23 protein-coding genes and 1 pseudogene are annotated in these 23,680 nt (G+C 56.2%); 11 read left to right on the top strand and 13 right to left on the bottom strand.

From position 1 onward, the window contains the following. Position 1: 1 nt before the first annotated feature. The 4 genes from J3D54_RS01315 to acs all read right to left on the bottom strand — a co-directional run bounded on the left by J3D54_RS01315 (position 2) and on the right by acs (position 4,918). Positions 2-700: an ABC transporter permease gene (locus J3D54_RS01315; protein WP_253416374.1), complete on the bottom strand. Its 699-nt coding sequence runs from the start codon at positions 698-700 to the stop codon at positions 2-4. Continuing rightward, complete coding sequence (locus tag J3D54_RS01320) at positions 697-1,386, bottom strand: ABC transporter permease (RefSeq protein ID WP_007934894.1); 690 nt, start codon at positions 1,384-1,386, stop codon at positions 697-699. Before J3D54_RS01320 ends, J3D54_RS01315 begins: the two co-directional genes overlap by 4 nt. 90 nt (positions 1,387-1,476) lie before the next feature. Continuing rightward, positions 1,477-2,250: an ABC transporter substrate-binding protein gene (locus J3D54_RS01325; RefSeq protein WP_253416375.1), complete on the bottom strand. Its 774-nt coding sequence runs from the start codon at positions 2,248-2,250 to the stop codon at positions 1,477-1,479. A gap of 712 nt (positions 2,251-2,962) precedes the next feature. Next, on the bottom strand, positions 2,963-4,918 hold the full coding sequence (acs, locus tag J3D54_RS01330) for an acetate--CoA ligase (protein ID WP_253416376.1): 1,956 nt from the start codon (positions 4,916-4,918) through the stop codon (positions 2,963-2,965). Between the two features lie 405 nt (positions 4,919-5,323). Here acs and J3D54_RS01335 point away from each other — a divergent pair, with 405 nt between their 5' ends. The 9 genes and pseudogenes from J3D54_RS01335 (at position 5,324) to J3D54_RS01375 (ending at position 12,305) form a co-directional block, all read left to right on the top strand. After that, the gene (locus J3D54_RS01335) at positions 5,324-5,587 is read left to right on the top strand and encodes a DUF2790 domain-containing protein (protein ID WP_253416377.1); all 264 of its coding nucleotides are present in this window, start codon (positions 5,324-5,326) and stop codon (positions 5,585-5,587) included. A gap of 185 nt (positions 5,588-5,772) precedes the next feature. Then, positions 5,773-6,099, top strand: a complete 327-nt coding sequence (locus J3D54_RS01340; RefSeq protein WP_253416378.1) for a hypothetical protein — start codon at positions 5,773-5,775, stop codon at positions 6,097-6,099. Between the two features lie 656 nt (positions 6,100-6,755). Then, positions 6,756-8,006: a ribonucleotide-diphosphate reductase subunit beta gene (locus tag J3D54_RS01345; protein WP_007934889.1), complete on the top strand. Its 1,251-nt coding sequence runs from the start codon at positions 6,756-6,758 to the stop codon at positions 8,004-8,006. A 390-nt stretch (positions 8,007-8,396) separates the two neighbouring features. Continuing rightward, positions 8,397-8,930 carry a Bro-N domain-containing protein gene (locus tag J3D54_RS01350; RefSeq protein WP_253426457.1) on the top strand — a complete coding sequence of 178 codons (534 nt, stop codon included), beginning with the start codon at positions 8,397-8,399 and terminating at the stop codon, positions 8,928-8,930. Positions 8,931-9,046: 116 nt separating this feature from the next. Then, on the top strand, positions 9,047-9,760 hold the full coding sequence (locus J3D54_RS01355; protein WP_253416379.1) for an HNH endonuclease: 714 nt from the start codon (positions 9,047-9,049) through the stop codon (positions 9,758-9,760). Positions 9,761-9,950: 190 nt separating this feature from the next. Further along, a complete protein-coding gene (locus J3D54_RS01360) occupies positions 9,951-11,129 on the top strand; it encodes a colicin E3/pyocin S6 family cytotoxin (RefSeq protein ID WP_253416380.1) in 1,179 nt (392 codons plus the stop codon). Beyond that, on the top strand, positions 11,126-11,353 hold the full coding sequence (locus tag J3D54_RS01365) for a hypothetical protein (protein WP_028939376.1): 228 nt from the start codon (positions 11,126-11,128) through the stop codon (positions 11,351-11,353). Before J3D54_RS01360 ends, J3D54_RS01365 begins: the two co-directional genes overlap by 4 nt. A gap of 37 nt (positions 11,354-11,390) precedes the next feature. Further along, positions 11,391-12,078, top strand: a pseudogene (locus J3D54_RS01370) (colicin E3/pyocin S6 family cytotoxin); the annotation flags it as partial. Next, the gene (locus J3D54_RS01375; RefSeq protein WP_253416381.1) at positions 12,075-12,305 is read left to right on the top strand and encodes a hypothetical protein; all 231 of its coding nucleotides are present in this window, start codon (positions 12,075-12,077) and stop codon (positions 12,303-12,305) included. The pseudogene J3D54_RS01370 and the gene J3D54_RS01375, both read left to right, overlap by 4 nt. Before the next feature lie 46 nt (positions 12,306-12,351). Here the strand turns inward: J3D54_RS01375 and J3D54_RS01380 are convergent, their stop codons facing one another. After that, positions 12,352-12,510: a hypothetical protein gene (locus J3D54_RS01380; protein WP_253416382.1), complete on the bottom strand. Its 159-nt coding sequence runs from the start codon at positions 12,508-12,510 to the stop codon at positions 12,352-12,354. Next, positions 12,507-12,935, bottom strand: a complete 429-nt coding sequence (locus J3D54_RS01385; RefSeq protein ID WP_253416383.1) for a helix-turn-helix domain-containing protein — start codon at positions 12,933-12,935, stop codon at positions 12,507-12,509. Before J3D54_RS01385 ends, J3D54_RS01380 begins: the two co-directional genes overlap by 4 nt. A gap of 396 nt (positions 12,936-13,331) precedes the next feature. On the opposite strand from J3D54_RS01385, the gene J3D54_RS01390 reads away from it, so the two are divergent. Continuing rightward, a complete protein-coding gene (locus J3D54_RS01390) occupies positions 13,332-14,321 on the top strand; it encodes a hypothetical protein (RefSeq protein ID WP_253416384.1) in 990 nt (329 codons plus the stop codon). A gap of 7 nt (positions 14,322-14,328) precedes the next feature. On the opposite strand, the gene J3D54_RS01395 is transcribed toward J3D54_RS01390, so the two are convergent. From J3D54_RS01395 to J3D54_RS01420, 6 genes are all read right to left on the bottom strand, one after another. Then, entirely contained in the window at positions 14,329-15,510 is a 1,182-nt protein-coding gene (locus J3D54_RS01395; protein ID WP_253416385.1) for a hypothetical protein, read from the bottom strand. Between the two features lie 78 nt (positions 15,511-15,588). Continuing rightward, positions 15,589-16,749: a hypothetical protein gene (locus J3D54_RS01400; protein ID WP_253416386.1), complete on the bottom strand. Its 1,161-nt coding sequence runs from the start codon at positions 16,747-16,749 to the stop codon at positions 15,589-15,591. A 99-nt stretch (positions 16,750-16,848) separates the two neighbouring features. After that, positions 16,849-18,033 (bottom strand): hypothetical protein, encoded by a 1,185-nt coding sequence (locus J3D54_RS01405; RefSeq protein WP_253416387.1) that lies wholly within the window; start codon positions 18,031-18,033, stop codon positions 16,849-16,851. A gap of 89 nt (positions 18,034-18,122) precedes the next feature. Beyond that, on the bottom strand, positions 18,123-18,812 hold the full coding sequence (locus tag J3D54_RS01410; RefSeq protein ID WP_253416388.1) for a hypothetical protein: 690 nt from the start codon (positions 18,810-18,812) through the stop codon (positions 18,123-18,125). Positions 18,813-18,844: 32 nt separating this feature from the next. Next, on the bottom strand, positions 18,845-19,207 hold the full coding sequence (locus J3D54_RS01415; protein ID WP_253416389.1) for a hypothetical protein: 363 nt from the start codon (positions 19,205-19,207) through the stop codon (positions 18,845-18,847). 71 nt (positions 19,208-19,278) lie between these two features. After that, positions 19,279-20,097, bottom strand: a complete 819-nt coding sequence (locus tag J3D54_RS01420) for a sulfite exporter TauE/SafE family protein (protein WP_253416390.1) — start codon at positions 20,095-20,097, stop codon at positions 19,279-19,281. A 112-nt stretch (positions 20,098-20,209) separates the two neighbouring features. On the opposite strand from J3D54_RS01420, the gene J3D54_RS01425 reads away from it, so the two are divergent. Then, positions 20,210-20,977, top strand: coding sequence for a helix-turn-helix domain-containing protein (locus J3D54_RS01425; protein WP_253416391.1), 768 nt, complete (start codon positions 20,210-20,212; stop codon positions 20,975-20,977). A gap of 90 nt (positions 20,978-21,067) precedes the next feature. Here J3D54_RS01425 and bglX read toward each other — a convergent pair whose 3' ends face one another. Continuing rightward, positions 21,068-23,413, bottom strand: coding sequence for a beta-glucosidase BglX (gene bglX, locus J3D54_RS01430; protein WP_253416392.1), 2,346 nt, complete (start codon positions 23,411-23,413; stop codon positions 21,068-21,070). Between the last annotated feature and the right edge of the window lie 267 nt (positions 23,414-23,680).

Consider the following 23,680-nt stretch of genomic DNA (forward strand, 5'->3'; position numbering starts at 1 on the left):
ATCAGTGCTTCCGCGGGGCCAGATAGCCCAGCCAGCGGTGCTCGGCCATTTTGAACAGGCGCACCAGAATGAACGTCAGGCACAGGTAGAACGCGCCGGCGGTGATGTAGGCTTCGAACGGCAAGTAGAACTGAGCGTTGACCGTGCGCGCGGCGCCGGTGATGTCGATCAGGGTCACGATCGACGCCAGACTGGTGGTCTGCAGCATCATGATCACTTCGTTGCTGTACTGCGGCAGGGCCCGGCGCAGGGCCGATGGCAGCAGGATCCGCTTGTACATCTTGATGCGTGACATGCCCATGGCCTTGGCCGCTTCGATCTCGCCGTTCGGCGTGGCGCGCAGGCTGCCGGCGATGATTTCAGCGGTGTAGGCGCTGGTGTTGATCGCGAAGGCCAGGCACGCACAGAACGAGGCACTGGACAGCCATGGCCAGAGGAAGCTTTCACGCACCGCCTCGAACTGCGCCAGACCGTAGTAGATCAAAAACAGCTGCACCAGCATCGGCGTACCGCGGATCACGTAGGTGAACAGCCAGGCACTCATGTTGACCAACGGCTGCTTGGAGACGCGCATCAGCCCCAGCGGCAATGCCGCCAGCAAGCCGAAGAACAGCGACAGTGCGAGCAGTTTGAGGGTGGTCACCAGGCCGCCGAAGTACAGCGGCAAGGCCTCCCAAATGACGTTGTAGTCGAAGATCATAGCTCAGCCGCCCTTACGCCTACCGAGTAGCGCTTCTCAAGATGACGCAATGCCAGCAACGAGACACTGGTGATCACCAGGTACATCGCCGCCACCGCGAGGAAGAAGGTGAAAGGCTCGCGGGTAGCGTCTGCCGCCTGCTTGGCCTTGAACATCATGTCTTGCAGACCCACCACCGAAATCAGCGCGGTGGCCTTGGTCAGTACCAGCCAGTTGTTGGTGAAGCCGGGAATCGCCAAGCGAATCATCTGTGGCACCAACACCCGGAAGAACACCTGAAAACTGCTCATGCCATACGCCATACCGGCTTCTGCCTGACCCTTGGGGATCGCCATGAACGCACCACGGAAGGTTTCCGACAGGTACGCACCGAAGATGAAGCCCAAGGTGCCAATACCGGCGGCCAGCGGGTTCAGGTCGATGTAGTCGTCATAGCCGAGCATCGGCGCAACGCGGTTGAGCAGGTCCTGGCCGCCGTAGAAAATCAGCAGGATCAGCACCAGATCGGGAATACCGCGGATCACCGTGGAATACAGATCGCCCAGCCAGGCTAGCCAGCGCACCGGCGACAGACGCAGCGCCACGCCGATCAGCCCCAGGACGATGGCCAGGGCCATGGACGACAAGGCGAGCTGAAGCGTCAGCCATGCGCCATCGAGGATGACAGCCCCGTAGCCTTTCAACATGATTCAGGTCCTCGAAAGTTGGGATGAAAAAATGGCGCAAACCTCAGAGATCCTGCTGCTTGCGCCATTTCGGACTTGTTGCGGGGACGATTACTTGCCGTAGATATCGAAGGCGAAGTACTTGTCCTGGATTTGCTTGTACTTGCCGCTCGCGCGAATGGCCGTGATCGCAGTGTTGATCTTGTCTTTCAGCGCGTCGCCCTTGCGAACCGCGATACCGATGCCGTCGCCGAAGTATTTCTCGTCGGTGAAGGCCGGGCCAACGAAGGCGAAGCCCTTGCCAGCGTCGGTTTTCAGGAAGCCGTCATCCAGCAGGGTCGCGTCTGCCACGGTGCCGTCGAGGCGACCGGCGGCCACGTCGAGGTAGATTTCGTTCTGCGAACCGTAAGGCTTGATCTCGGCACCCAGCGGGGCCAGGACTTCGCGGGCGAAACGCTCGTGGATCGAACCACGTTGCACGCCGATGTTCTTGCCCTTCAGCTCAGCCAGGTTTTCGCCGACTGGAGTGCCGGCCTTCATGACCAGGCGAGCCGGGGTGTTGTAGTACTTGTTGGTGAAGTCCACGGACTTCTTGCGGTCTTCAGTGATCGACATGGACGACAGGATCGCGTCGATCTTGCGCACTTTGAGTGCCGGGATCAGGCCGTCGAACTCTTGCTCGACCCACTGGCACTTGACCTTCATCTCTTCACACAGGGCGTTGCCGATGTCGTAGTCAAAACCCACGATGCTGCCGTCCGGTGCTTTGGAGGCGAACGGAGGGTAAGCCGCTTCGATACCGATTTTCAGAGGTTTTTCATCAGCGAATGTCGGCAGGGACAGCACGGACAGTGCCAGGGCGCCAAGCAGCACGAGTTTCTTCATCTTGGGACTCCATCGGTAAAGGGCAAAAACGGCAGAGTGAGCGACAGCCCAATATGCGAATGGGTTAAACCGCAAAGCGGTGCTGCGTCCTGGGATGCGCGTATGAAATTCAACAGTGATTTTCAACACAGGCAACGACGAGCGAGTGATCGGCATTCTAACGACAGGCCCGAAGCCGATATTTCTTCAATGCGACAACAAATTACAGAAGCACAGAGAATGCCGCTTGGGCACATTGACAGCTCTGCAATTTCATGCAAGAGCAAAAGACAGTGAACCGATCTATGTTGCAAATTGCGGGCCTATTATTGGCAAACCCTTCTAATCCGGCAAGCGCAGCGTTGTGTCTTATTTTTCATGGTGATTGAGAGGCCCTGAAACGGGGCTTTGCGTTTCTCAATGCCTCGTTGTCGGGCATGCGGTTACACATTTAGTAACTTGAAGGTGGATGGGTAACAGTGGGAAATGGCCTACGGGGGAAGCCGATAATTATTGGGCGTTGTTTATGTTGCGCCTGACAGGCCGCCATCGCGGGCAAGCCCGCTCCCACAGGGTTTGTGGAGTACATGCAATTTAGGCCACAACTCAAATACCTGTGGGAGCGGGCTTGCCCGCGATGAGGCCCGAACGGCCAACACAAAACCATCATCCAATAAAAAGCCCCACCAGGCTCAACACCTGGCGGGGGCTTCGATGACTCAAGAATCGGCGCTTAAGCGACGTTCATCGTCTTGTGCGTATCAATCAAATGCTGCACCACACCCGGATCCGCCAGGGTGGAGATATCGCCCAACCCGTCGTATTCCGCCGTGGCGATCTTGCGCAGAATCCGGCGCATGATCTTGCCCGAACGGGTTTTCGGCAGGCCCGGCGCCCACTGAATGACATCCGGCGAGGCAATCGGACCGATCTCTTTACGCACCCAGTTTTTCAGCTCCAGGCGCAGTTGCTCGCTCGGCTCTTCGCCCGCATTCAACGTGACGTAGACATAAATGCCCTGCCCCTTGATGTCGTGCGGCACACCCACCACCGCCGCTTCGGCGACTTTCGGGTGAGCGACCATCGCGCTTTCGATTTCGGCGGTGCCCATGCGGTGCCCGGAAACGTTGAGCACATCATCCACGCGACCGGTGATCCAGTAGTAACCGTCCGCATCACGACGCGCACCGTCACCGGTGAAGTACATGCCACGGAAGGTCTTGAAGTAGGTGTCGACGAAGCGGTCATGGTCGCCATACAGCGTGCGCGCCTGGCCTGGCCACGAGTCGAGGATCACCAGGTTACCCTCGGCAACGCCTTCGATGATGTTGCCCAGGTTGTCCACCAGCGCCGGCACCACGCCGAAGAACGGCCGTGCTGCAGAGCCAGGCTTCAGACCGTGAGCGCCCGGCAGCGGGCTCATCATGTTGCCGCCTGTTTCGGTCTGCCACCAGGTATCCACGATCGGGCAACGGGATTGGCCGACATTCTTGTAGTACCAATCCCACGCTTCCGGGTTAATCGGCTCACCGACCGACCCCAACAGACGCAGGCTGCTGCCATCAGCGCCTTCGACAGCGGCGATACCCGACGCCATCATCGCGCGGATCGCGGTCGGCGCGGTGTAGAGGATGTTGACCTTGTGCTTGTCGACAACCTTCGCCACCCGGGTGATGTCCGGATAGTTCGGCACGCCTTCGAACAGCACCGTGGTCGCGCCATTGGCCAGCGGGCCGTAGACGATATAGGTGTGACCAGTGACCCAACCGACGTCGGCGGTGCACCAGTAGATTTCGCCCGGGCGGTAGTCGAACACGCGCTCGTGGGTCATCGCCGCATACAGCAGGTAACCGCCGGTGGTGTGCTGCACGCCCTTCGGCTTGCCGGTGGAGCCAGAGGTATAAAGGATGAACAGCGCTTCTTCAGCGCCCATCTCTTTCGGCGCACAGACACTGCCCGCCACTTTCATCAGGTCTTCGTACCAGATGTCGCGATGCTGATTCCACTTGATGTTGCCACCGGTGCGCTTGCACACAATGACTTTCTGGATGCTGCTGGTTTCCGGGTTGGTCAGCGCGTCGTCGACGTTAGCCTTGAGCGGGATCTTCTTGCCGGCACGAACGCCTTCGTCGGCAGTGATCACCACTTTCGAGCGGCAGTCGATGATGCGACCGGCCAGGGCTTCCGGCGAGAAACCACCGAACACCACCGAGTGAATCGCGCCGATCCGGGTGCAGGCCAGCATGGCGACCACAGCCTCAGGGATCATCGGCATATAGATGGTCACCACGTCGCCGCGGTGCACATCCTGGCCGCGCAAGGCGTTGGCGAACTTGCAGACTTGTTCGTGCAGCTCGCGGTAGGTGATGTTGCGGCTTTCGGCAGGGTCATCCCCTTCCCAAATAATCGCAATTTGATCACCGCGCTCGGCCAGATGACGGTCGAGGCAGTTGTAGGAAACGTTCAGCGTGCCGTCGGCGAACCATTTGATATCGACATGGTGATCGTCGAAGGACGTCTGCTTCACCGTGGTGAAAGGCTTGATCCAGTCCAGGCGCTTGGCTTGTTCGCGCCAGAAGCCGTCCGGGTTGACGACCGACTGCTGGTACATGGCCTTGTAAGTGGCCTCGTCAGTCAGCGTATTGGCTGCTACCTCGGGACGAACGGGATACAAAGAAGCCGCACTCATCTTTCTTACCTCGGTGGAATAGTTGTTTTTGTATGACCCCAGTTGTAGCCGGGGCGGGCCTATAGAACCATTCGACGATGGTAGTAACAAGCCCCTACAAAATGTGGCTATACCGCAACGAGGCGCTCAAACCCGGCTATTGCGGGGCCTCGCAGGAGCTGGCGAAGCTTGCGATCTTTTGATCTTCGCGGAGATTGTTACCAAATCTGCCAAAAGTGTTTATCAAAAGCACAGCTATATGCAGGCCATCCCCAGGCCTAAAATCGGTCTCGCCAACACGGCAATGTGATTAACCCAGTTGCAGCCCCCACGAAGGCAGTTAATCCAAGACTCTTTATTAAAGCTCCACACGCAATCCTAAAAAGATTGCGTGACCCCATTCGACCTCAGAAAGGTAACTCTTAAATGAAAGCTTTATTGGTTCTGGTCCTCAGCAGTCTGTGCGCAACCGCCATGGCAGATGAGGCCCCGACTGATGTCGCACAGCAACAACCCGTCGTCGAGGAATACACCTACTCCACTCACTTGGACATCGCCAAAGTTATCTCGATGAGCGAAATCCCGAATGTCTGCGAAGTGGTACCGGCCAAAATGGAGTACGACGACTCCAAAGGTCAGCGACACATTCTGCGTTACAGCGTCATGGGTAACGGCTGCTCCAACGGCTGATCCGCCCCACTTTTATCTCCCGAGGCTCGACCCATCCTTTTTTAAAGACTGGATGAAGCGCCGAGCCCTGTATCGATAAATACGATTATTTTAAGCATTTATTTGCACTTTTAAATCTAAATACTTGGCGTAGCATCCATTCCACACCCAAGGCACACAACGCCAACGAACCTGGAGCCACTCCCATGAAAACCAAACTGATCCTCGCCCTGACCCTTTCCGTCCTGGCCGCCAACACCTTCGCCGCTGACGGCTACGACCGCACCGGCTCGGCTGCTTTCAACGACGCGGCTGTCGCTTCTGACGGCTACGACCGCACCGGCTCGGCTGCTTTCAACGACGCGGCTGTCGCTTCTGACGGATACGACCACACCGGTTCTGCCTCTGTCGCGGCTGACGGTTTTGATCGTACGGGGGCTGCCAAAGTCGCTGCCGATGGCGCTGATCACACCGGTGCTGCCAAAGTTGCTGCTGACGGTGCCGACCGCGTGGGTGCCGCTCGTTTCAGCTGAAAACCCGGCGCGACATTAAAGCCCGACTTCGGTCGGGCTTAGTTGTGTCTGGAGTGGTTGAAAATCGACCAAAACCACAAGATGTAGTGAAAAACAGGGTTTTTTGATTGTTTTTTGAGCAGCGCTTTTCAAGACCCTTTGCAGCTCAGCATTGCACACAATCTCGTCCACAAAACCCCGCCTATTGCTCTGCAAGCCCCGTCTTACCTGGCTTGCGACGTATCAGCTGCGCTTAACAGTGCGAACACCCTGATCTCACCGTCAAAAACCAGCCGAAACAGGCGAAAAAAAAACTTCATCCGCCAAAGCCCTGTAAACCCTCGCTCCAACCTGAAAACGCCCCTCGCCCACCGCTCCAGGTGCCATTTCGCCGCACCACGTGGCTGAAAATTTCCTTATAATGCGCAGTTAAACGGGCCTGCAATATTCCCTTACAGGGGTGAAAAGCCAGTCTGAAGCCCACGCAGAGCGGCTCACGCTCTCTGCGCCCATCAGCGGCTTCGGAACACCCGTACAAAATTCTGTTTATTGCCTGCGTTGTACTGCTGCAACAAACGATTTCCTTTAGATCCAACGCGGCCAGAACCGGCCGTGTGAAAAACCAACCTATCAGTTTTCACACGGGCAACTGGCCCTCACGCAGGAGACGACACGTCATGCTGAGCTGGGACGAATTCGACAAAGAAGATGACGGCGAAGTCGCTGTAAAAGGCGCCAATGCCGGCCACGCTTCTGAAGCCAACATGGACCGCCTCGACAGCGCCGGTGGTGCCGCCGCTCAAGAGGCCCGCGCCGTGACCGCGACGGACTCCGCCGCGATCGCCCGCGCCAAGGCTGCCCTGGACTCCCTCGACGTCGCCGAAGGCCTCGCCGAACTGGAAGGCGCCTCTGCCCGTGTAGCTGTCGATGAAAAGCGCATGATCAACTGCCGCGCCGACCTCAACCAGCTCGTACCATTCAAATACGACTGGGCATGGCAGAAGTACCTGGACGGCTGCGCAAACCACTGGATGCCGCAAGAAGTCAACATGACCGCCGACATCGCCCTCTGGAAAAACCCGGAAGGCCTGACCGACGACGAGCGCCGCATCGTAATGCGCAACCTCGGCTTCTTCTCCACCGCCGACTCCCTGGTGGCCAACAACCTGGTCCTGGCCGTGTACCGCCTGATCACCAACCCGGAATGCCGCCAGTACATCCTGCGCCAGGCCTTCGAAGAGGCGATCCACACCCACGCCTACCAGTACTGCATCGAATCGCTGGCCATGGATGAAGGCGAAATCTTCAACATGTACCACGAGATCCCATCGGTCGCGAAAAAAGCCACCTGGGGCCTGAAATACACCCGTTCGATCTCCGATCCGAAGTTCGAAACCGGCACCGTCGAAACCGACAAAGAACTGCTGCGCAACCTGATCGCCTACTACTGCGTTCTGGAAGGCATCTTCTTCTACTGCGGCTTCACCCAAATCCTCTCCATGGGCCGCCGCAACAAAATGACCGGCGTCGCCGAGCAGTTCCAATACATCCTGCGCGACGAATCCATGCACCTGAACTTCGGCATCGACGTGATCAACCAGATCAAAATCGAAAACCCGCACTTGTGGGATGCTGAGATGAAGGAAGAGGCTTCGCAGATGATTCTGCAGGGGACTCAGCTGGAGATCGAATACGCTCGTGACACCATGCCTCGTGGGGTGTTGGGCATGAACGCGGCGATGATGGAGGATTACCTGAAGTTCATCGCTAACCGTCGTTTGTCGCAGATTGGTTTGAAGGAAGAGTATCCAGGGACGACTAACCCGTTCCCTTGGATGAGCGAGATTATGGACTTGAAGAAAGAGAAGAATTTCTTTGAGACTCGGGTTATTGAGTATCAGACTGGTGGGGCGTTGAGCTGGGATTGATTTCCGAGCTTGCCGTGATTTGACGATGTAAATCGGAAAATCGAATTGCAAGAGGCCCCGATCTGATCGGGGCCTTTTTATTGGGTAAGAAAATTCTCACTAATTTCGACCTTCGCTACTAAAACTCCTACAACAATTCCAGCACCGTCCGCATTGATGTCGTTTCAGAGCATCTCTAAGCTCTATAGCAGGTGCCTAAGAAACGCCCAACGTAGAAGTTAACTTCCTTTCCTCAGTACGCGCGCTGATATCAGCGATATACGCGTAATCCTGTGAGTGGGAGAAACAGCCTGTTGGGACTTCTTAGATCCTCTACGTCGGGTTCCGGCCCTCTTCCACTCATACGTAGAGGTAATGGATATGCCTGCAGAAACTCCACACCGATCGGTCATGCGTGATCCCTTTAGGGCGACGATCTTCACCCGCCACAACCTTCACCTCCATGCCCTTCTTCTTGAAAATCAACCATGGTTCTGCGCCCGCGATGTTGGCCGTTTGATGGGTGTCCATCTGAGTGATCGTATGGTCAGCAAGCTGGATAAAGATCAGCGTCGCATTTTGTGGATTGAGTATTTCCGACAACCAGAAAAACAGCTAATGCTCAGCGAGTCCGGCGTGTATGCGCTTTTGGTGTATCACTATGTTCCAGGGAATCGGTTGCTGCGAGAGTGGTTGACCCATCAGGTGGTGCCAGCCTTACGCGATGCAAAACCCTCGGAAAATTCGGATCGTCCGATGTTGAGTGTGTTGGATTGGCCCGAGATGTCGTTGAGTTTGCTTCATTGGCAGGATGAAAGTTGGATTCGGCTTCGGGACATGCCGTACCTGTTGAGCGATCAATCGCAGCGGCGCGTTACGGTGGTTAGGCCTTGGTGGCGGAAGATTGCGCAGGTATTTCAATCGGCGAAGCATTCGATGGGTTAGAAGACGTGTTTGTAGGATCTATTGCGAGATCCATCGCTATTTTTTGTAGGAATTTTCGTAGACAGCCGTGATGGCCACTCAGTATCGTCCGAGGGTTTTCAACCCTCGGCGATTGTATGGATACGGAAAAGAGCAACAGCGATTGGAGTGACGCGGAGATTCAGGCTGCGGTCGAGGCCTATCTCTGTATGTTGTTACGGGAGCAGAGCGGTCAGAAGGTCAATAAGGCTCATGAGAATCGCGTTCTACGTGAAGGCGCCTTAGCGGGCCGCTCCAAAGGTTCGGTTGAATTTCGGATGCAGAACATTTCTACCGTGTTGGTCGAACTCGGACGAGATCGCATTGAGGGATACAAACCCGCCAAGAATGTCGGCGCGAATGTTGCGCGTAGCATTCGTGAAGCGCTGAACGCGCCGAATACTGTAACGCCAGAAGACTTTGCCCCGACCGCCGATGAAGCAACGCTAGAACAACGTGCTGCCAAACTTGAGAAGCGACCGTTCAAAGGCGAGCCGAAGGGGATTTTGAAACCACAACAAGTGCCGAGCTCGAATAACTCTTTTGTACGCGATCCTGAGGTTAGAGCCTGGGTGCGGAAAGAGGCCAAGGGTATCTGCGAGGGTTGCGGAAAACCGGCTCCGTTTGAAAAGGACGGCAGGCCGTTTCTTGAGGTTCATCACGTTAAGCATTTGGCGCAGTTTGGATCGGATCGTCCTAGCAATGCTGTGGCTCTGTGCCCGAACTGTCATCGACGTTGTCACCATTCGAGCGACCGGGATGAGTTCACAGCTTCACTGTTCCAGAAGGTGGAGCGGTTGAAGTTTGAGTGATTGGATCTGGAAAACATCATCGGCGCATGTTCACGAAGGCGGCGAGTCGTAAGGATTGCGCTGCCGTCCTGAAAAAAAGAAAACGCCTAGAGTCATCCAGGACTCGTCCTACAGCCACGATTAGCCACGTTCGTTAACGTCGCGCAGCCCCTTTTCCGGGGCTGCCGATGGATGAACGAAAGGATGATCAGTGGCTGGCAACAAGGACATTCCGCGGATTAAGAATCCACCCTCCGGTGATGGGCATCACGTCACCCACCGCTACATGACTGCCACCGAATTGGCCGAGCGGGACGCCAGACAAAAAGCCTACGAGGCCATGCTGGCCAGGCAAGACGCCTTCGAACGCAGCCGTCAGGTCATAGCAGAAAAGCAAAGGCCCACTCAAGCCGGATGCGTCTTCGCCAAGTCCTGCAAGCTGCCGGACGCCATCATCGATTACTCAAATCCCTCAGGGATGGTGCCGACCGATAGCCTGAAAGACTACGGTGACCTGATTCTGCTGGGTGCTCGCGAAGCGGATGAATCAGGCGCTGTGCCACTGAAGAAGATCAGTGGCACTGCGATTCCCGTCGGTCTGGGCTCCCTCGCCTTGGCCGGCTCGGCATTCGCCGCTGTCCCCGTCGCAGCCGCAGGCACCGTCGCAGCGGCGCTGGTTGGTCTCGTAGCTTTGGTCACACCCTCGAATCTGGGCGATAGCTCGCTTTACAACGAAGACCAACTCCGTGCGCTCAAACAGGCCCGCACCCGCGTTCGCCTGCGGGTCGAGCAACAGACTGACGGCAGCCTCAAGGGATACGGTTTCTACACCGGCAAAAACCGCGATTGGGAAATGGTTGATGTCGTGCAGTTCACATTGCGTGGCAGCCAGCAGGTGGCTGACCTGGGTGACGGCATTGAACTGATCTGGACCCCCGCTGTAGATGGTTCCGACATCCTGGGCATTCCTGCGCTGGAGGCTGCCCCGCAAGCGCCGCATATCTGGGTTTACCCGCCAACGAAAGCGGCTGACAACATCATCGTGAGCCCGGTGTATCCGCCGGAGTACAAGGACTTCATTCTGGTGTTTCCCGTGGAGTCGGGGGTAAGGCCGGTCTATGTCGTTGTCAGTATTTCTCATCATTACTACCCGAAGCCACATACCTTGCCGGCCTTCCCGGATGCAAAATGGGCCCCAGGCAAAACCCGCATGAAGGGCGGGGGCCTACGTCCTCGTTGGAAGGATAAAAAAGGCACGATTTACGAATGGGACTTCCAGCACGGCGCAGTGGAGAAATACAACAAACGCGGAAAACACTTGGGCGAGTTTGATCACGCATCAGGCAATCAGACAAAACCTGCAGACCCAACGAGGATGGTAGAGCCATGAAGCACACGGTGATGGGTATCTATGAGGGAGACGACTTTGCTTCTTATGAGAACGTGCTTCCGATCAAAAGCGAGGAGCTCGCGGTATTGATGGGCTGGAAGGATCAAGAGGACTATGTGTATGACTACCAATTGACGAAGGATCAAATTACAGCCATTGAACAGGCCTGCTCGGTTTCGTTTCCATCCGATCTCATTCTTTTTTTAACCACCAGTCAAAATTGACGTGTGATGGGTTAACGGTGTTTTGAAAGTCACACAATCGAGTCTGGGCGACAGCTCGCTTAGAAGTCCAACTCCGTGCGCTCAAACAGGCCCGTACCCTCGTTCGCCTGCGGGTCGAGCAACAGACTGACGGCAGCCTCAAGGGATACGGTTTCTACACCGGCAAAAACCGCGATTGGGAAATGGTTGATGTCGTGCAGTTCACATTGCGTGGCAGCCAGCAGGTGGCTGACCTGGGTGACGGCATTGAACTGATCTGGACGCCGGCCGTAGATGGTTCCGATATCCTGGGCATTCCTGCGCTGGAGGCTGCCCCGCAAGCGCCGCATATCTGGGTTTACCCCCCGACGAAAGCGGCTGACAGCATCATCGTGAACCCGGTTTATCCGCCGGAGTACAAGGATTTCATTCTGGTGTTTCCGGCTGATTCAGGGATTAGGCCGGTTTATGTTGTGGTGAGTGTTGCTGACCACAAATACCATCCCGCACCGAATGGGCTAATTGCCTTTCCCGATGCAACGAGAGCGAATCGTAAGACCCCGGTAAAAGGCGGCGGTAGTCTTCGAAAACGATGGAAAACGTCAAAAGGGACAATTTTTGAATGGGACTCGCAGCACGGCACAGTGGAGATGTACGACAAACGCGGCCGTCATCTCGGAGAATATGACCCGACTACCGGCAAGCAAACCAAACCTGCAGACAGCTCTAGGAGTGTGGAACCATGATTTATGTAATCGAAGCCTTTCACAAACATAACGAACTGCTGGCATTCGAAGTGGAGTTACCGACTGGGCACGACCAGGAAATTAAAAACATCATGGGTTGGACTGCTGAGCAGCACGGATGGGAGGGATACAACCTTACGGACGAGCAGCTTGGAGCCTTGGAGGCTTTACTGGGGAAAAAAGTGTATGACGCAGCCTACCTATTTCAACTTAGCTGCAACGCTTGAATATATGAATGGGGATACAAAAGTAGTCAAATAAAACCCTGGCCAATCAAATTGATCGGTTTTTTGTTCTCAACCGCCCAGGCTTGCGCGTCTGCAGTGAATCGACATGGGGCAGCAGATCCAGATAAGGCTTGCCGGCCTTGGTGATCACGACCCTGCCGCCCTGCCATGCACGCGCACCTGCGGATTTTGCGTCATCACTCATTCGGTCGGGCCCTTGTCGCTATCCTTGGTCTTCGTTGTGGCTCGCAAAGTAGCAACTCTACTAAGCTGTCCTGCGGACTTGCGTTTAGGATTGGCGCCACGAACGGGCGCTTTGGAAACCGGCTTTTGCTGCCCAAGCGGCGGCGTGTAAAGGGTTGTGGCGGCCATGGTCAGCCCCAGGCGCAACCCGAACTTCCTCAGGATGGCTTCGAGAGTGCTGACGGTCGGATTAGCCTTGTCCTTCTCGATCTGGTACAGAGCCTTGGTCGACATCTTGCACATGGCTGCAAAGGTTTCCTGGTCGAAACCAGTCACCTCAAGCCTTAGCCGACGAATAGCGGTGCCCAGGGTTTCGATCCCCGTCACATGCTGCATGACGATGTCGTCAATGACCTCCCTGCGCCGTTCGTTGGTGTTCTCTTTCATCGCAGCCCCCGTTCAACCAGGCGTCCTAGCATGGCTTGCCACACAGTCGGAACTATAATGCCAACTATCGTGGCTCAATCCTCCACTTCCAGCAATATAATTCCGGTTACGCACGCGCGTGGTGAAGAGGGCTGCAATTGCAACGCCGTCATTCGTGTTTTCGGGCGGCGGTTTTTTTATTGGCAATATGAACTGGGGCTGCTTCGCAGCCCAGCGGGGATAAATCCCCTCGCCACAGGGTCAGCGTCGAGCAGAGCGTCTTTCAAAAGTAGCGTCTCACGCCCTGCCCATTGACCGGTGCATTTCTACGGATTTTGCGCTGTGCCAAAACATTCAGTGCAACCCACCCCGCCTCCCGCTATTAATACCCTTCCCCACTCAAGGACCCGAGCCGCCATGAAATTCGACCTCGCCTACTGCCTCAGCCTCGACGACAAGCTGTCGATCTATGACGTGCGCGATTTGAATTTCGACGAAACCATGGAATTCGACTCCGCCAAAGAGCATTTCCAGTGCCCTAACGACGCCTGCCGTTTGGCGTTCGATGCGGCCAACGTGTTGGGAACGTTCAACGCCAAGAATGTGAATTACGTACGCACGCCGCACTTCAAGAACATGCCCAGCACGCGGCATGTCGAGGGTTGTCCTTATGTCAGTCTGAAGACGCCGGCGTCGGGCCTGGAGGTGGACGGGGCGGAGTCGGATGACAGTCGCGAGGAGCATTTCCCGTCGGAGTTGTTGCTGACTCGGCGTGAGTATGTGCGCAAGCCGTCGAACCCAGCCGTGGCGGCGGATGTCATGCGGGATGCCCCAAAACCAACTTCAGCGGCCAGTAACGTCGAGCATCCAAGCCGCGAGACGGCGCCGGACAAGACCAGCATCTTCGCCCATCCAGTGGAGTGTTTTGTGTCGAACTTCGCGGACAAGGAGCTGCTCAAGCGTATGCCGCTGAAGATTGGCGAGCACACGGCGCCCTATGGATCGTTCTTCAAGAAGATCGAGTACCTGCAGGACAACAAGGGGCTGATTTACTGGGGCAAGATCAAGGAGATCAAGGATTACACGCAGAGCTTTCGCATCGATTTCGAACAGAAGGTCTGGTTCAAGCAAGCGGACGAGGCGAAGAAGAAGCCTTATTCGGTCAACGTGTACCTGAGCAAGAAGCTGATCGACAACTACCGCAAGCGCAAGGCGTTTCTGGAAGAGATCAAGCACGCCGTCGACAGTGAAGCGCAGTTGTATTGCTTCTTTTATGGCGTGACGCCGGAGTTGAAGCAGGTGCCGAGCAAGAAAAACCCCGAACAGACGTTCGGGGTGTTCAGTGCCAATATTGAGAACCTGGATCACTTCATTATTCGGGAAGCGCCGGGGTTGGCGGATAAGTAATTCAGTGTCAGGGCAACTTCAATGCCACATGCCCAGCGTGTTGTTTGATCAGGTTGTACGGCAGGATGCTCCATTCCACATGTCGGCACATGGCTTGGTTGTGGGCAAATGCAGGCAGCAACTTGATGCCTTTGTCGGTGAAGTACCAGGAAGGGAAGATCCACGACTGCTCTTCACCGTAGACGCAATCATCATTTCGATCAGTCGAGCTGGTGACTTGCTCGGGGTAGAGCGTACGCAGTTGACCCACTAGCCACGGTGCCCATTCTTTGGTGCGGTATTCGGAATAGTCGAGATACGTGTCATAAGACGCTTTGTCGTCGAGCTGGCTCAGTTCGTAATGCTTCGGTTCACCCTGTCCTATCCACAGCACATCTTCCAGCGCCAGGGTCTTGCCGGTCTTGGTATCGAGACTGAATGGCATGTCGTTCTCATCGGAATAGGACCCGCCGCAGTTGGACTCGGCCCTGATGTTCACGCTGATCACCGAGGGTGACATCCACAACGGATCGGCCGTTTGGCTATAGGTGTTCATGCCGACCTGGGTGAGGCAATCATGGAAGTTGACGACTTGCTGCCACAAACGCCCCATCAACTGCTGATTGATGCGTTGCTGCTCTTCGGCGGTGTAACCCGAAACCACTTCAAACATCGACATCCTGGATTGCGGCTCGCTCCACCATTGCAGTGTGTAGCCCATGAAGGTTTCGGTCTTGCCTTGTTTGAGTTTCATACCTTGCAGGCGCAAGTACTCATAAGGCGCCACGTCATGAAGCATAGCGAGATAAGGCAAAGTACCGGCAGGAGCCGGTGGTAGTTCAGCTTGCAGTAATTCTATCTTCAGGGCTTTGCCTTGGGGGCTGGTCCATTCCCCAGACACGCCATTGGGCGTGGGCCGAAGACGAATTTTCGGGCGCGGCGTGCCCTCATGATCGCTGTCGTTGCCCTCATCGACTACCAGCGTCTCGCCGTCCTTACTGCCACTGAGCATTAAGTCCTTGCGGTATTTTTGGTAGAAGTAACGCCCGCTCACGCCATCAGGGTTATGGGTGTTCATCTCCAACACTATCGGCGACTGGCCTAACGTTCCGATGTAAACCTGCTTGCCACCGTCAGCCCACAGCGCAGTAGAAAACGTTGAACACACCAGCACAACAATGCCGATCAAACGCCACAGCCCCTTGAACATCAAATCATCCTTGTATAAATGAGCGCGTGCTCGCGGGAGATAGCCAGGTGCGGCTTGAAAGCCATACGTAACCCAGCCTCAAGGCAGTTGCACCGCTACACCGCCGGGGTGTTGTTTGATGAGGCTGTAAGGCAGGACGCTCCATTCAACATACCCACATGAAGCGGATACATGGGGAAATGAGGGCTCTAGCTTGATACCTTGTTCAGTGAAGTACCAAGACAGGAAACGCCACCGATCTTCGTCACTGTAGGCGCAATCCTCATCAGTGGTCATTTGATCTGGATAAAGCTTACTGAGCTGCGCCACCAACCATGGCGCGAGCTCGTTGGAGCGGTACGCAGAGAACGCGGTGAATGTGTCAGGTGATGGGTCGCTTTCACCGTAGAGTTCTTCGTAATGCAGAGGGTTTCCCTCCCCTACCCAAAGCACATCCTCAAGCACCAAGGGCTTGCCGGTCTTGGCATCGAGGTTAAGTGGCACATCGTTCTGATCCGGGTAAGCGCCACCACAGTTGTACTCAGTACCGATGTTTACGCTGATGACCGAAGGCGTCATCAACAACGGTTTGATCGTTTGGTAATAGAAGTTCACGCCACCGCCAGCGAGACATCCGTAATAACCCACCACTTCCTGCCACAAGCGCCCCATCAACTGTTGATTGATACGCTGGCGCTCTTCAGTGGTGTAGCCCGAAACGACTTCGAATAGCGTCGTCTTTGTTTGCGGCTCGCTCCACCATTGCAGCGAGTAGCCATTGAACGTTTCTGTTTTTCCTGGTTTGAGCTTCATGCCTTGAAGACGCAAATACTCGTACGGCGCGTTTTCACGGAGTGCTGTGAGATAGGGCAAGGTATCGGCGGATACCGGCGGGAGATTGGCTTGCTGCAACTCGACCTTGAGGACTTTGCCCCGAGGGCTGGTCCATTCGCCAGACCAGCCATTGGGCGTGGGCTGCAAGCGAATTTGCGGGAGGACCGCCTCCTCACCATACCGCTGGTTTCCTTCGTCAAGGACCAGGATTTCGCCTTCTTTTTTGCCGGTGAGCACCAGATCCTTGCGGTACTTCTGATAGAAGTACCGCCCCTCACCGCCGTTGGCGTTCACCTCCATCACTATCGGCGATTTGCCCACGGTTCCGGTGTAAACCTGAGTACCGTTTTCAGCCCACAGCGCGGTAGAAAAAGTTGAACACGCCAGCGCGATAACGCCGCTCAGACGAAACAGTCCTTTGAACATAAAATCATCCTTGTATAAACGAGCACATGCGCGTGGGGGATGACCAGGTGCTGCCTGAAGCCATACGCACCAAGTCCGCCATACTTACGTAACCCAACCTCAGGGAAGTTGCAAAGCCACGCCGCCGGGATGTTGCTTGACCACGGCGTACGGCAGCACTGACCAGCCCGGATCATCGCAATTGCGTTCTGCGCGAGCGAAGTACGGTCCCAGGTACAGGCCTTTCTCGGTGAAGTGCCAGTTGGAATAACCCCAAACGTTTTTGTCGGTGTAGTCGCAGTTGTCCCCGCCCGCCGGTTTCTGCATTTCATCGGGGTACAGCGCGCTGAATTGCTTGATCAGCCATGGTACGAACACTTCGCGCTGATAGGTGAATCGTGCGTTGCTCTCTTCCTCGGTCAAGGATGTATCGCCAGCGCCGTAGCGGTCGGCGTGCAGCAGCGGCTTGCCTTGGCCAATCCACAGCACGTCTTCCAGCGACAGGCTATGACCGGTGTGAACGTCGAGGTTAATCGGCGAATTGCCAAAATCCGGGTGAGCGCCGCCGCAGCTGTAGCCGGTGGAGATGTTCAGGCTGACCACATCGGGCGATAGAAATTGGGGGGCGACACCTTGGTCGAACTCGGTAAATTCCCCACCTCCCAGCAAGCAGCCGTGGTAGTTGATGACTTCGCTCCAGAGCCGCTCCAACAATTGCTGATTGATCCGCTGCTGGTCAGCTTTCGGGTAGCCGGACTCGATGCTGAACATGGAGAGACCGGACGCGGGCTCTGTCCACCATTGCAGGTCGTAGCCCATGAAGGATTCTTTCTTGCCCGGTTTGAGTTTCAAGCCTTGCAGGCGCAGATATTCGTAAGGATCGCTTTTCGGCAGCGCGGCGATGAAGGGCAAGGCATCTGCTGCCGGTGTCGGGAGCTTGGCCTCGGTCAATTGCATTTGCAGAACTTTGCCCTTGGGGCCTTTCCATTCGCCTTGCCAGCCGTTGGCCGTTTCTTGCAGCTTCAGGATTGGCTGGGGTTTGTCGTCGCCGTAGCGGTTGTTGCCTTCGGTTAGCGTTAGGGTCTCTTCTTGCAGCGAGCCGCTCAGCTCCAGGTCGCGATGGTATTTCTCATAAAAGTAGCGGCCGGTGACTTCGTCCGGCTGGTTGGTGTTGAGTTCCAGCACAATCGGCATCTTGCCCAGGGTGCCGGTGAACACTCGTCTCCCGTCCTCGGCATAGGCAGTGGAACACAGCATGAGTAACAGCGTGGCGACTGGCGACAGGCGTAACAATCCTTTGAACATCAAAACATCCTTGAAAGAAGCGAGCGTCTACTCGCGAAATCGTGGCGCAGATTATGGCGAAGCAGCGTCCAAGAATCGATATGGTCCAATCAACCCTGATCAAGCTGATGCATCAGTTCTCGAGTTTCCCGTCTCACTTCTTTGCGCCGATCACGTGCAGCCTGTATGTCTGACTCGTCGAGGCCGCAGTACTGGCGTAACCAATGGACCATCATTTCCTCATCCGGAAAGTAATAGTCCTTGTGCCCTTTACCGCCTCTCAGGGTGTAGTTCATATCACCATCGAAACGGCCAGCCGAGTATTCGTCCGAAGGCAGAGATCCCCATTCGGCGGCGCAATCCTCGAATATCCAGGCGATTTGCTCGATGTGTTTTTGCGCACCGCGATGACCGCGCTTGTAAAACGTGTACTGGCCGCAGTTTTCCTGGAAACGCTCCATCATCGGCTCATCGTTAACCCACTGCAGGATATCGTTCTGCCCCGCATGGCGTATCAGGCCATTGATCCATCGCTCGGCAAACCGTTGAACAAAACCTTCCACGTCAGCCTTTTTCGCGTCCGCGAAAATCATGCAATAACGGGTTTTCACATGGATGACGAACAACACGTGCTTGCGTTGAACGGTGATGGCGTGGACCAGCCACTGTTCGGCTGAGTCACCCTGTTCATCGTCCTCGATAACGGACGATGACGGTTTCTCCACGGGGGTCATTTTCTTGCCCTTGTGGACGCGGCTGAAGAAGGTGCTGGCTGCTTCGGTGCAGTTGAAGATCAACATCCCTGGTCCTTTGATTAATAGGGTTATGTCGCTCAGTCTGGTCGCACGATCTCTTCAACCCACTCAAGCTCGTGAGGCTGACGAACAACACCGGAAATTTTCTCACGCGTTTCTTCGCTGAGGATAGATAATTCCGCGTCTGTCAACAGATCATGCATGACCATCATTCTCAAAGCCATGAGCGCACTGGAACGGCTATAGAGGTCGAAGGTATGAACGATATCTTTGTCCCGATCACGGGTGAGACGGTAGAGCATTCTGTACCGGGCGTGAGGCGACAGCGCACTGTGCTGGGCGATGGTTTCGGCATCGGCGAGCACACCCAGGCAGAAACGATCGAGCGCAATTTCGCGCAATCCCTTGAATTTCTTCCAGTCGCTTTCGAGGATCGACATGACGTTCTCCTGCGTGAAATGTTGAATAATGCAAAGGCCTATTCTTGCGAATAAGCCCACAGATTCCAACCTTACTTGGCGCACATACTCAGCATCACCACCACCAGCAAACCAATATAAACCCACGCATGCACCCGATCCGGTATCCGCCCGATCCACGGCGTGGCCAGCCGAATCCCCACCAGCGACCCAACCGTCAGCACCGCAAACGCCAGCACGTCCACATAGCCGACAAACCACGGCCCCAGATCAAACTCGGCAAACCCCGCCATGGCCATGTAAGTCAGCGTCCCGGCCAGCGCAACGGGCAGACTCAGCGGGTTAGCCATGGACGTGGCTTGCGACATGCTGAGGCCACAGCGTCTTAGCAACGGCACGGTCATGACGCTGCCGCCCACTCCAAGAAACGTGGCGATAGCGCCAATTCCCACACCGCCGCCAGACACTTCTGCCCTGCCCAATCGCCGTGGGGTTACAGCCTCAGACTGCGTAAGAAAACCGCGTCTGAACAAGCAATCCAGAATGGTCACGCCCAGGTAAACGATGAAGGCAAAACGGATCAGCTCGCCACTCGCCCACATCGCGGCCACGGCGCCGACGATTGCGCCCAAGCCGATGAACCCGCCCAACGGCCACAGGTAATGCCGAATGAGGTGACCGGCGCGGTGATGTTTTCCGGTGGCGATCAGGGCGTTGACGATCATCACGCAGGTCGAGGTGGCCACAGCAATGTGCATCGCCGATTGGCTGATGGGGGCGTCGGTGCCGTGGCCGGTCGTGAGCATGCCGTAGAGCAAGGGCACGACGACGAATCCGCCGCCGAAGCCGAACAGCACGGCGGTGACGCCGGTCATGCAGCCGAAGAGTGCCAGCAAGAGGTAGAAGAACATCGCGCATCGTCCGTGGGTTGAGAGTGGCCGACGATAGAGCGACGGGGCTTGGCCTGCTTCAGCAAGTCAGCCAATAATGTTTGCGTTTACGCCAACCGTTGAGTGCCACTCGATGCGCAATGTTTCAATTGATCTGCTGGACGACACGCCACGGCCGGTGGTGGCCATCGGTACGGATTATCCCGACGGTCATCGGTTGCCGCGCCATAGCCATCGACGGGCGCAGTTGTTGTATGGCGCCACGGGGGTGATGCAGGTGAGCACGCTCGACGGCAATTGGGTGGTGCCGCCGCAGCGGGCGGTGTGGATTCCGCCGGGGGTGGCGCATGAAGTGTTGATGCTGGGGGTGAGCACCCGCAGTGTGTATATCGAACCGGGGGCGGTGGATCTGGGCAACCGTTGCCAGGTGATCAGTGTTTCGCCATTGATGCGCCATTTGTTGATGGAGGCGGTGGAGGTTGCGCTGGAGTACGACGAGGCCGGGCGCGATGGGGCGCTGATCGACTTGTTGCTGCATGAACTGGCGCGCAGTGCTCCCCTGCCGTTGCATATTCCGCTACCTGTGGATTCGCGGCTGCTCGGGTTGTGCCAGACGTTTCTCCGGCTGCCGAACACTCATCAATCGCCGCAACAATGGGCCGATCAGTTGCACATCAGTTTGCGCACGTTCAATCGTCTGTTCCGCCAACAGACTGGTCTGAGTTTCAGCCAGTGGCGACAGCGGGCTTGTGTGGTGCTGGCCTTGGCACGGCTGGCGGTGGGCACGCCGGTGACGCGCATTGCCCTGGATTTTGGCTATGAAAGCCCGGCGGCATTTTCGACCATGTTCCGTCGTGTGCTCGGGCAGGCACCGTCCGTTTGGTTGGAGGGGGCGAAATGACCACTGAAGCCAAATCACGCGCCTGGTGCAGAACCTGTAGGAGCGAGGCTTGCCCGCGAAGAATGCACCGCGGTTTTCAAGTATTACGCGTCATTGTTCTTCGCGGGCAAGCCTCGCTCCAGGTTCTGCACTAGGCGGATGATTGTCTTGATTGCCTTGTTCTGACAGCAACTCAAAACTCTGCTCCTTCACATCCTGGGAATCCAGGCCGATTTGCACCCGGAATTCGCCCGGCTCGGCGACGTATTCCAGTTGGGCGTTGAAGAATTTCAAGTCATTTTCATCAATGCTGAAGTGGACCGCTTTCTCCTCGCCGGCCTTGAGCATGATTTTTTGAAAGCTTTTCAGTTCTTTGACCGGACGGGCGACGGAGGCAACGACATCGCGGATATACAGCTGAACCACCGTTTCGCCGTCACGCTGGCCGGTATTTTTCACCATGATGCTGGCGACGAGGTTCTCGTTCTTGTTCAGTGTGGTCGAAGACAGGGCCATGTCGGTCAGGCTGAAATCGGTATAGCTCAGCCCATAGCCGAAGGGGTAAAGCGGACCATAGGATTGATCGAAATATTGCGACGTATAGTTGCGAAGCGCACCCGGCAGGTACGGACGGCCGGTATTCAGGTGGCTGTAATAATTGGGGATCTGCCCCACGGAACGTGGAAAGGTGATGGGTAATTTACCGGACGGGTTGTAGTCACCGAACAATACATCGGCAACGGCGTTGCCTCCCTCGGTGCCGCTGTACCAGGTTTCCAGAATCGCATCGGCCTGTTTCTGCTCCTTGCCGATCGACAACGGCCGACCGTTCATCAATACCAGGACCAGCGGCTTGCCGGTGGCTTTCAGGGCGGTGATCAATTCACTCTGGCGCCCCGGCAGATCGAGGCTGGTTCGACTGGCCGCTTCATGGGACATGCTGCGGGGCTCGCCCACCACGGCGATGACAACATCGGCTTGCTGTGCAACCTTGACGGCTTCGTCAATCATTTCTGCTGCCGGGCGAGGGTCGTTAGCGATTTCGGACACTCCCTGGTATTCCAGGTATTTAACAACCTCCTGATCCTCCTCGAGATTGGCGCCTCGCGCATAGATCAGCGAACCTTGGTTCATCGCGCTTTTCAGCCCGTCGTAGATCGTCACCGATTGCGCGGGCACCCCGCTTGCAGACCAACTGCCCATGATGTCGACGGCACTTTTCGCCAACGGGCCGATGAGCGCAATCGTGCCTTCTTTTTTCAGCGGCAAGAGCCCGTTTTCATTCTTCAGCAGCACCAGTGTCTTGCGTGCCACTTCACGGGCCTGCGCCCTGTGCAGATGGTTTGCGGCGTTGTTATCAGCAGCGCTTGCACTGGCAGCGCCGAGGCGCCGGTAAGGGTCTTCGAACAGCCCCATGTCGTACTTGGCACCCAGTACTTCCCGCACCGCGTTATCAATATCGCTCTGGGGAATGGCGCCAGACTCAAGCAGCCCCGGCAACTCCGGCCCATAGGAGGAGTCGTTCATGCTCATATCAATGCCGGCCCTGATGGCGAGCCTGGCCGCGTCGCGAGGATTCCTCGCAACACCGTGCTGAACCAGATCGGTAACCCCGTTATGGTCACTGATGACCAGTCCCTTGAAGCCCCACGCTTTACGAAGCAGGTCTTGCATCAACCATTTATTGGCCGCCGCCGGTACACCATTTATCGAGTTAAGCGCCGCCATGATGGCTCCCGCACCACCCTCGATCGCCGAACGATAAGGTGGCAGGTAGTCCTGGTACATTCGGGTCAGGCCCATGTCGACGCTGTTGTAGTCGCGTCCCCCCTCGACAGCCCCATACAACGCAAAGTGTTTGGCGCTGGACATGATGCTGTCGGGCGCGTTCAGGCTTTGGCCCTGGTAGGCCTGGACCATCACTCTGGCAATGCGCGAAACCAGATAGGTGTCTTCACCGAAGCCTTCGGATGTGCGCCCCCAGCGAGGATCACGGGCGACATCGATCATCGGGGCAAAGGTCATATCGATACCGTCCTCACTGGCTTCTTTCGCCGCCGTTCGACCGCTCAACTCAATGGCGTCCATATCCCAACTGGAGGCCAAAGCCAGGCCGATGGGAAAAATGGTTCGATGACCGTGTATCACGTCCCAACCAAAAAACATCGGTATTTTCAGGCGGCTCTGTTGAGCTGCGTCCTGCATGGGGCGGTTTACGTTACGGCTCACAGAACCATACGTCCCCCCGATTCGCCCGGCAGTGATCTCTTGGCAGATTTTTTCGGGCGTCATCTTGTCATCGATAGCGATCAGCCGCAGTTGGCCGACTTTTTCATCGAGGGTCATCTGATTGATGAGGTTGGTGACAAAGGCATCTTTGTTTGGCGATACCGTATCGGCCAGGACGGGCAGAGTTGTAAAGCTGATCAGGGCACATAGCAGACATAGTCTTTTCATGACTCCCTTCCCCGCATAACGCTGTGGCGCACTGCCTTTGAAACGCCACCTTTCCGGCATTGAAGATCAGAAGGCTGACGTTCAATCATTGCTGCTGACAGGTATTGAAAACCCATGGAGCTTTCAGGAGACCGCCTAGAAATAGCGTAGTCGGTCCAACGCTCTTGCCTGAGCGAAAAAACAACCGATCAAAAAATGAGTTTGATCCGGGCGCAAAACAACTGTACAAAAACACAGTACATTTTCGAATCGCCACGCTCGAGCCCC

It is taken from the genome of Pseudomonas sp. GGS8 (assembly GCF_024168645.1).
In the GTDB taxonomy this organism is placed as follows: domain Bacteria; phylum Pseudomonadota; class Gammaproteobacteria; order Pseudomonadales; family Pseudomonadaceae; genus Aquipseudomonas.

Coding starts and splice junctions, on each gene's coding strand:
- J3D54_RS01315 (WP_253416374.1), bottom strand. CDS start 700: ATGATCTTCGACTACAACGTCATTTGGGAGGCCTTGCCGCTGTACTTC.
- J3D54_RS01320 (WP_007934894.1), bottom strand. CDS start 1,386: ATGTTGAAAGGCTACGGGGCTGTCATCCTCGATGGCGCATGGCTGACG.
- J3D54_RS01325 (WP_253416375.1), bottom strand. CDS start 2,250: ATGAAGAAACTCGTGCTGCTTGGCGCCCTGGCACTGTCCGTGCTGTCC.
- acs (WP_253416376.1), bottom strand. CDS start 4,918: ATGAGTGCGGCTTCTTTGTATCCCGTTCGTCCCGAGGTAGCAGCCAAT.
- J3D54_RS01335 (WP_253416377.1), top strand. CDS start 5,324: ATGAAAGCTTTATTGGTTCTGGTCCTCAGCAGTCTGTGCGCAACCGCC.
- J3D54_RS01340 (WP_253416378.1), top strand. CDS start 5,773: ATGAAAACCAAACTGATCCTCGCCCTGACCCTTTCCGTCCTGGCCGCC.
- J3D54_RS01345 (WP_007934889.1), top strand. CDS start 6,756: ATGCTGAGCTGGGACGAATTCGACAAAGAAGATGACGGCGAAGTCGCT.
- J3D54_RS01350 (WP_253426457.1), top strand. CDS start 8,397: ATGCGTGATCCCTTTAGGGCGACGATCTTCACCCGCCACAACCTTCAC.
- J3D54_RS01355 (WP_253416379.1), top strand. CDS start 9,047: ATGGATACGGAAAAGAGCAACAGCGATTGGAGTGACGCGGAGATTCAG.
- J3D54_RS01365 (WP_028939376.1), top strand. CDS start 11,126: ATGAAGCACACGGTGATGGGTATCTATGAGGGAGACGACTTTGCTTCT.
- J3D54_RS01375 (WP_253416381.1), top strand. CDS start 12,075: ATGATTTATGTAATCGAAGCCTTTCACAAACATAACGAACTGCTGGCA.
- J3D54_RS01380 (WP_253416382.1), bottom strand. CDS start 12,510: ATGAGTGATGACGCAAAATCCGCAGGTGCGCGTGCATGGCAGGGCGGC.
- J3D54_RS01385 (WP_253416383.1), bottom strand. CDS start 12,935: ATGAAAGAGAACACCAACGAACGGCGCAGGGAGGTCATTGACGACATC.
- J3D54_RS01390 (WP_253416384.1), top strand. CDS start 13,332: ATGAAATTCGACCTCGCCTACTGCCTCAGCCTCGACGACAAGCTGTCG.
- J3D54_RS01395 (WP_253416385.1), bottom strand. CDS start 15,510: ATGTTCAAGGGGCTGTGGCGTTTGATCGGCATTGTTGTGCTGGTGTGT.
- J3D54_RS01400 (WP_253416386.1), bottom strand. CDS start 16,749: ATGTTCAAAGGACTGTTTCGTCTGAGCGGCGTTATCGCGCTGGCGTGT.
- J3D54_RS01405 (WP_253416387.1), bottom strand. CDS start 18,033: ATGTTCAAAGGATTGTTACGCCTGTCGCCAGTCGCCACGCTGTTACTC.
- J3D54_RS01410 (WP_253416388.1), bottom strand. CDS start 18,812: ATGTTGATCTTCAACTGCACCGAAGCAGCCAGCACCTTCTTCAGCCGC.
- J3D54_RS01415 (WP_253416389.1), bottom strand. CDS start 19,207: ATGTCGATCCTCGAAAGCGACTGGAAGAAATTCAAGGGATTGCGCGAA.
- J3D54_RS01420 (WP_253416390.1), bottom strand. CDS start 20,097: ATGTTCTTCTACCTCTTGCTGGCACTCTTCGGCTGCATGACCGGCGTC.
- J3D54_RS01425 (WP_253416391.1), top strand. CDS start 20,210: ATGCGCAATGTTTCAATTGATCTGCTGGACGACACGCCACGGCCGGTG.
- bglX (WP_253416392.1), bottom strand. CDS start 23,413: ATGAAAAGACTATGTCTGCTATGTGCCCTGATCAGCTTTACAACTCTG.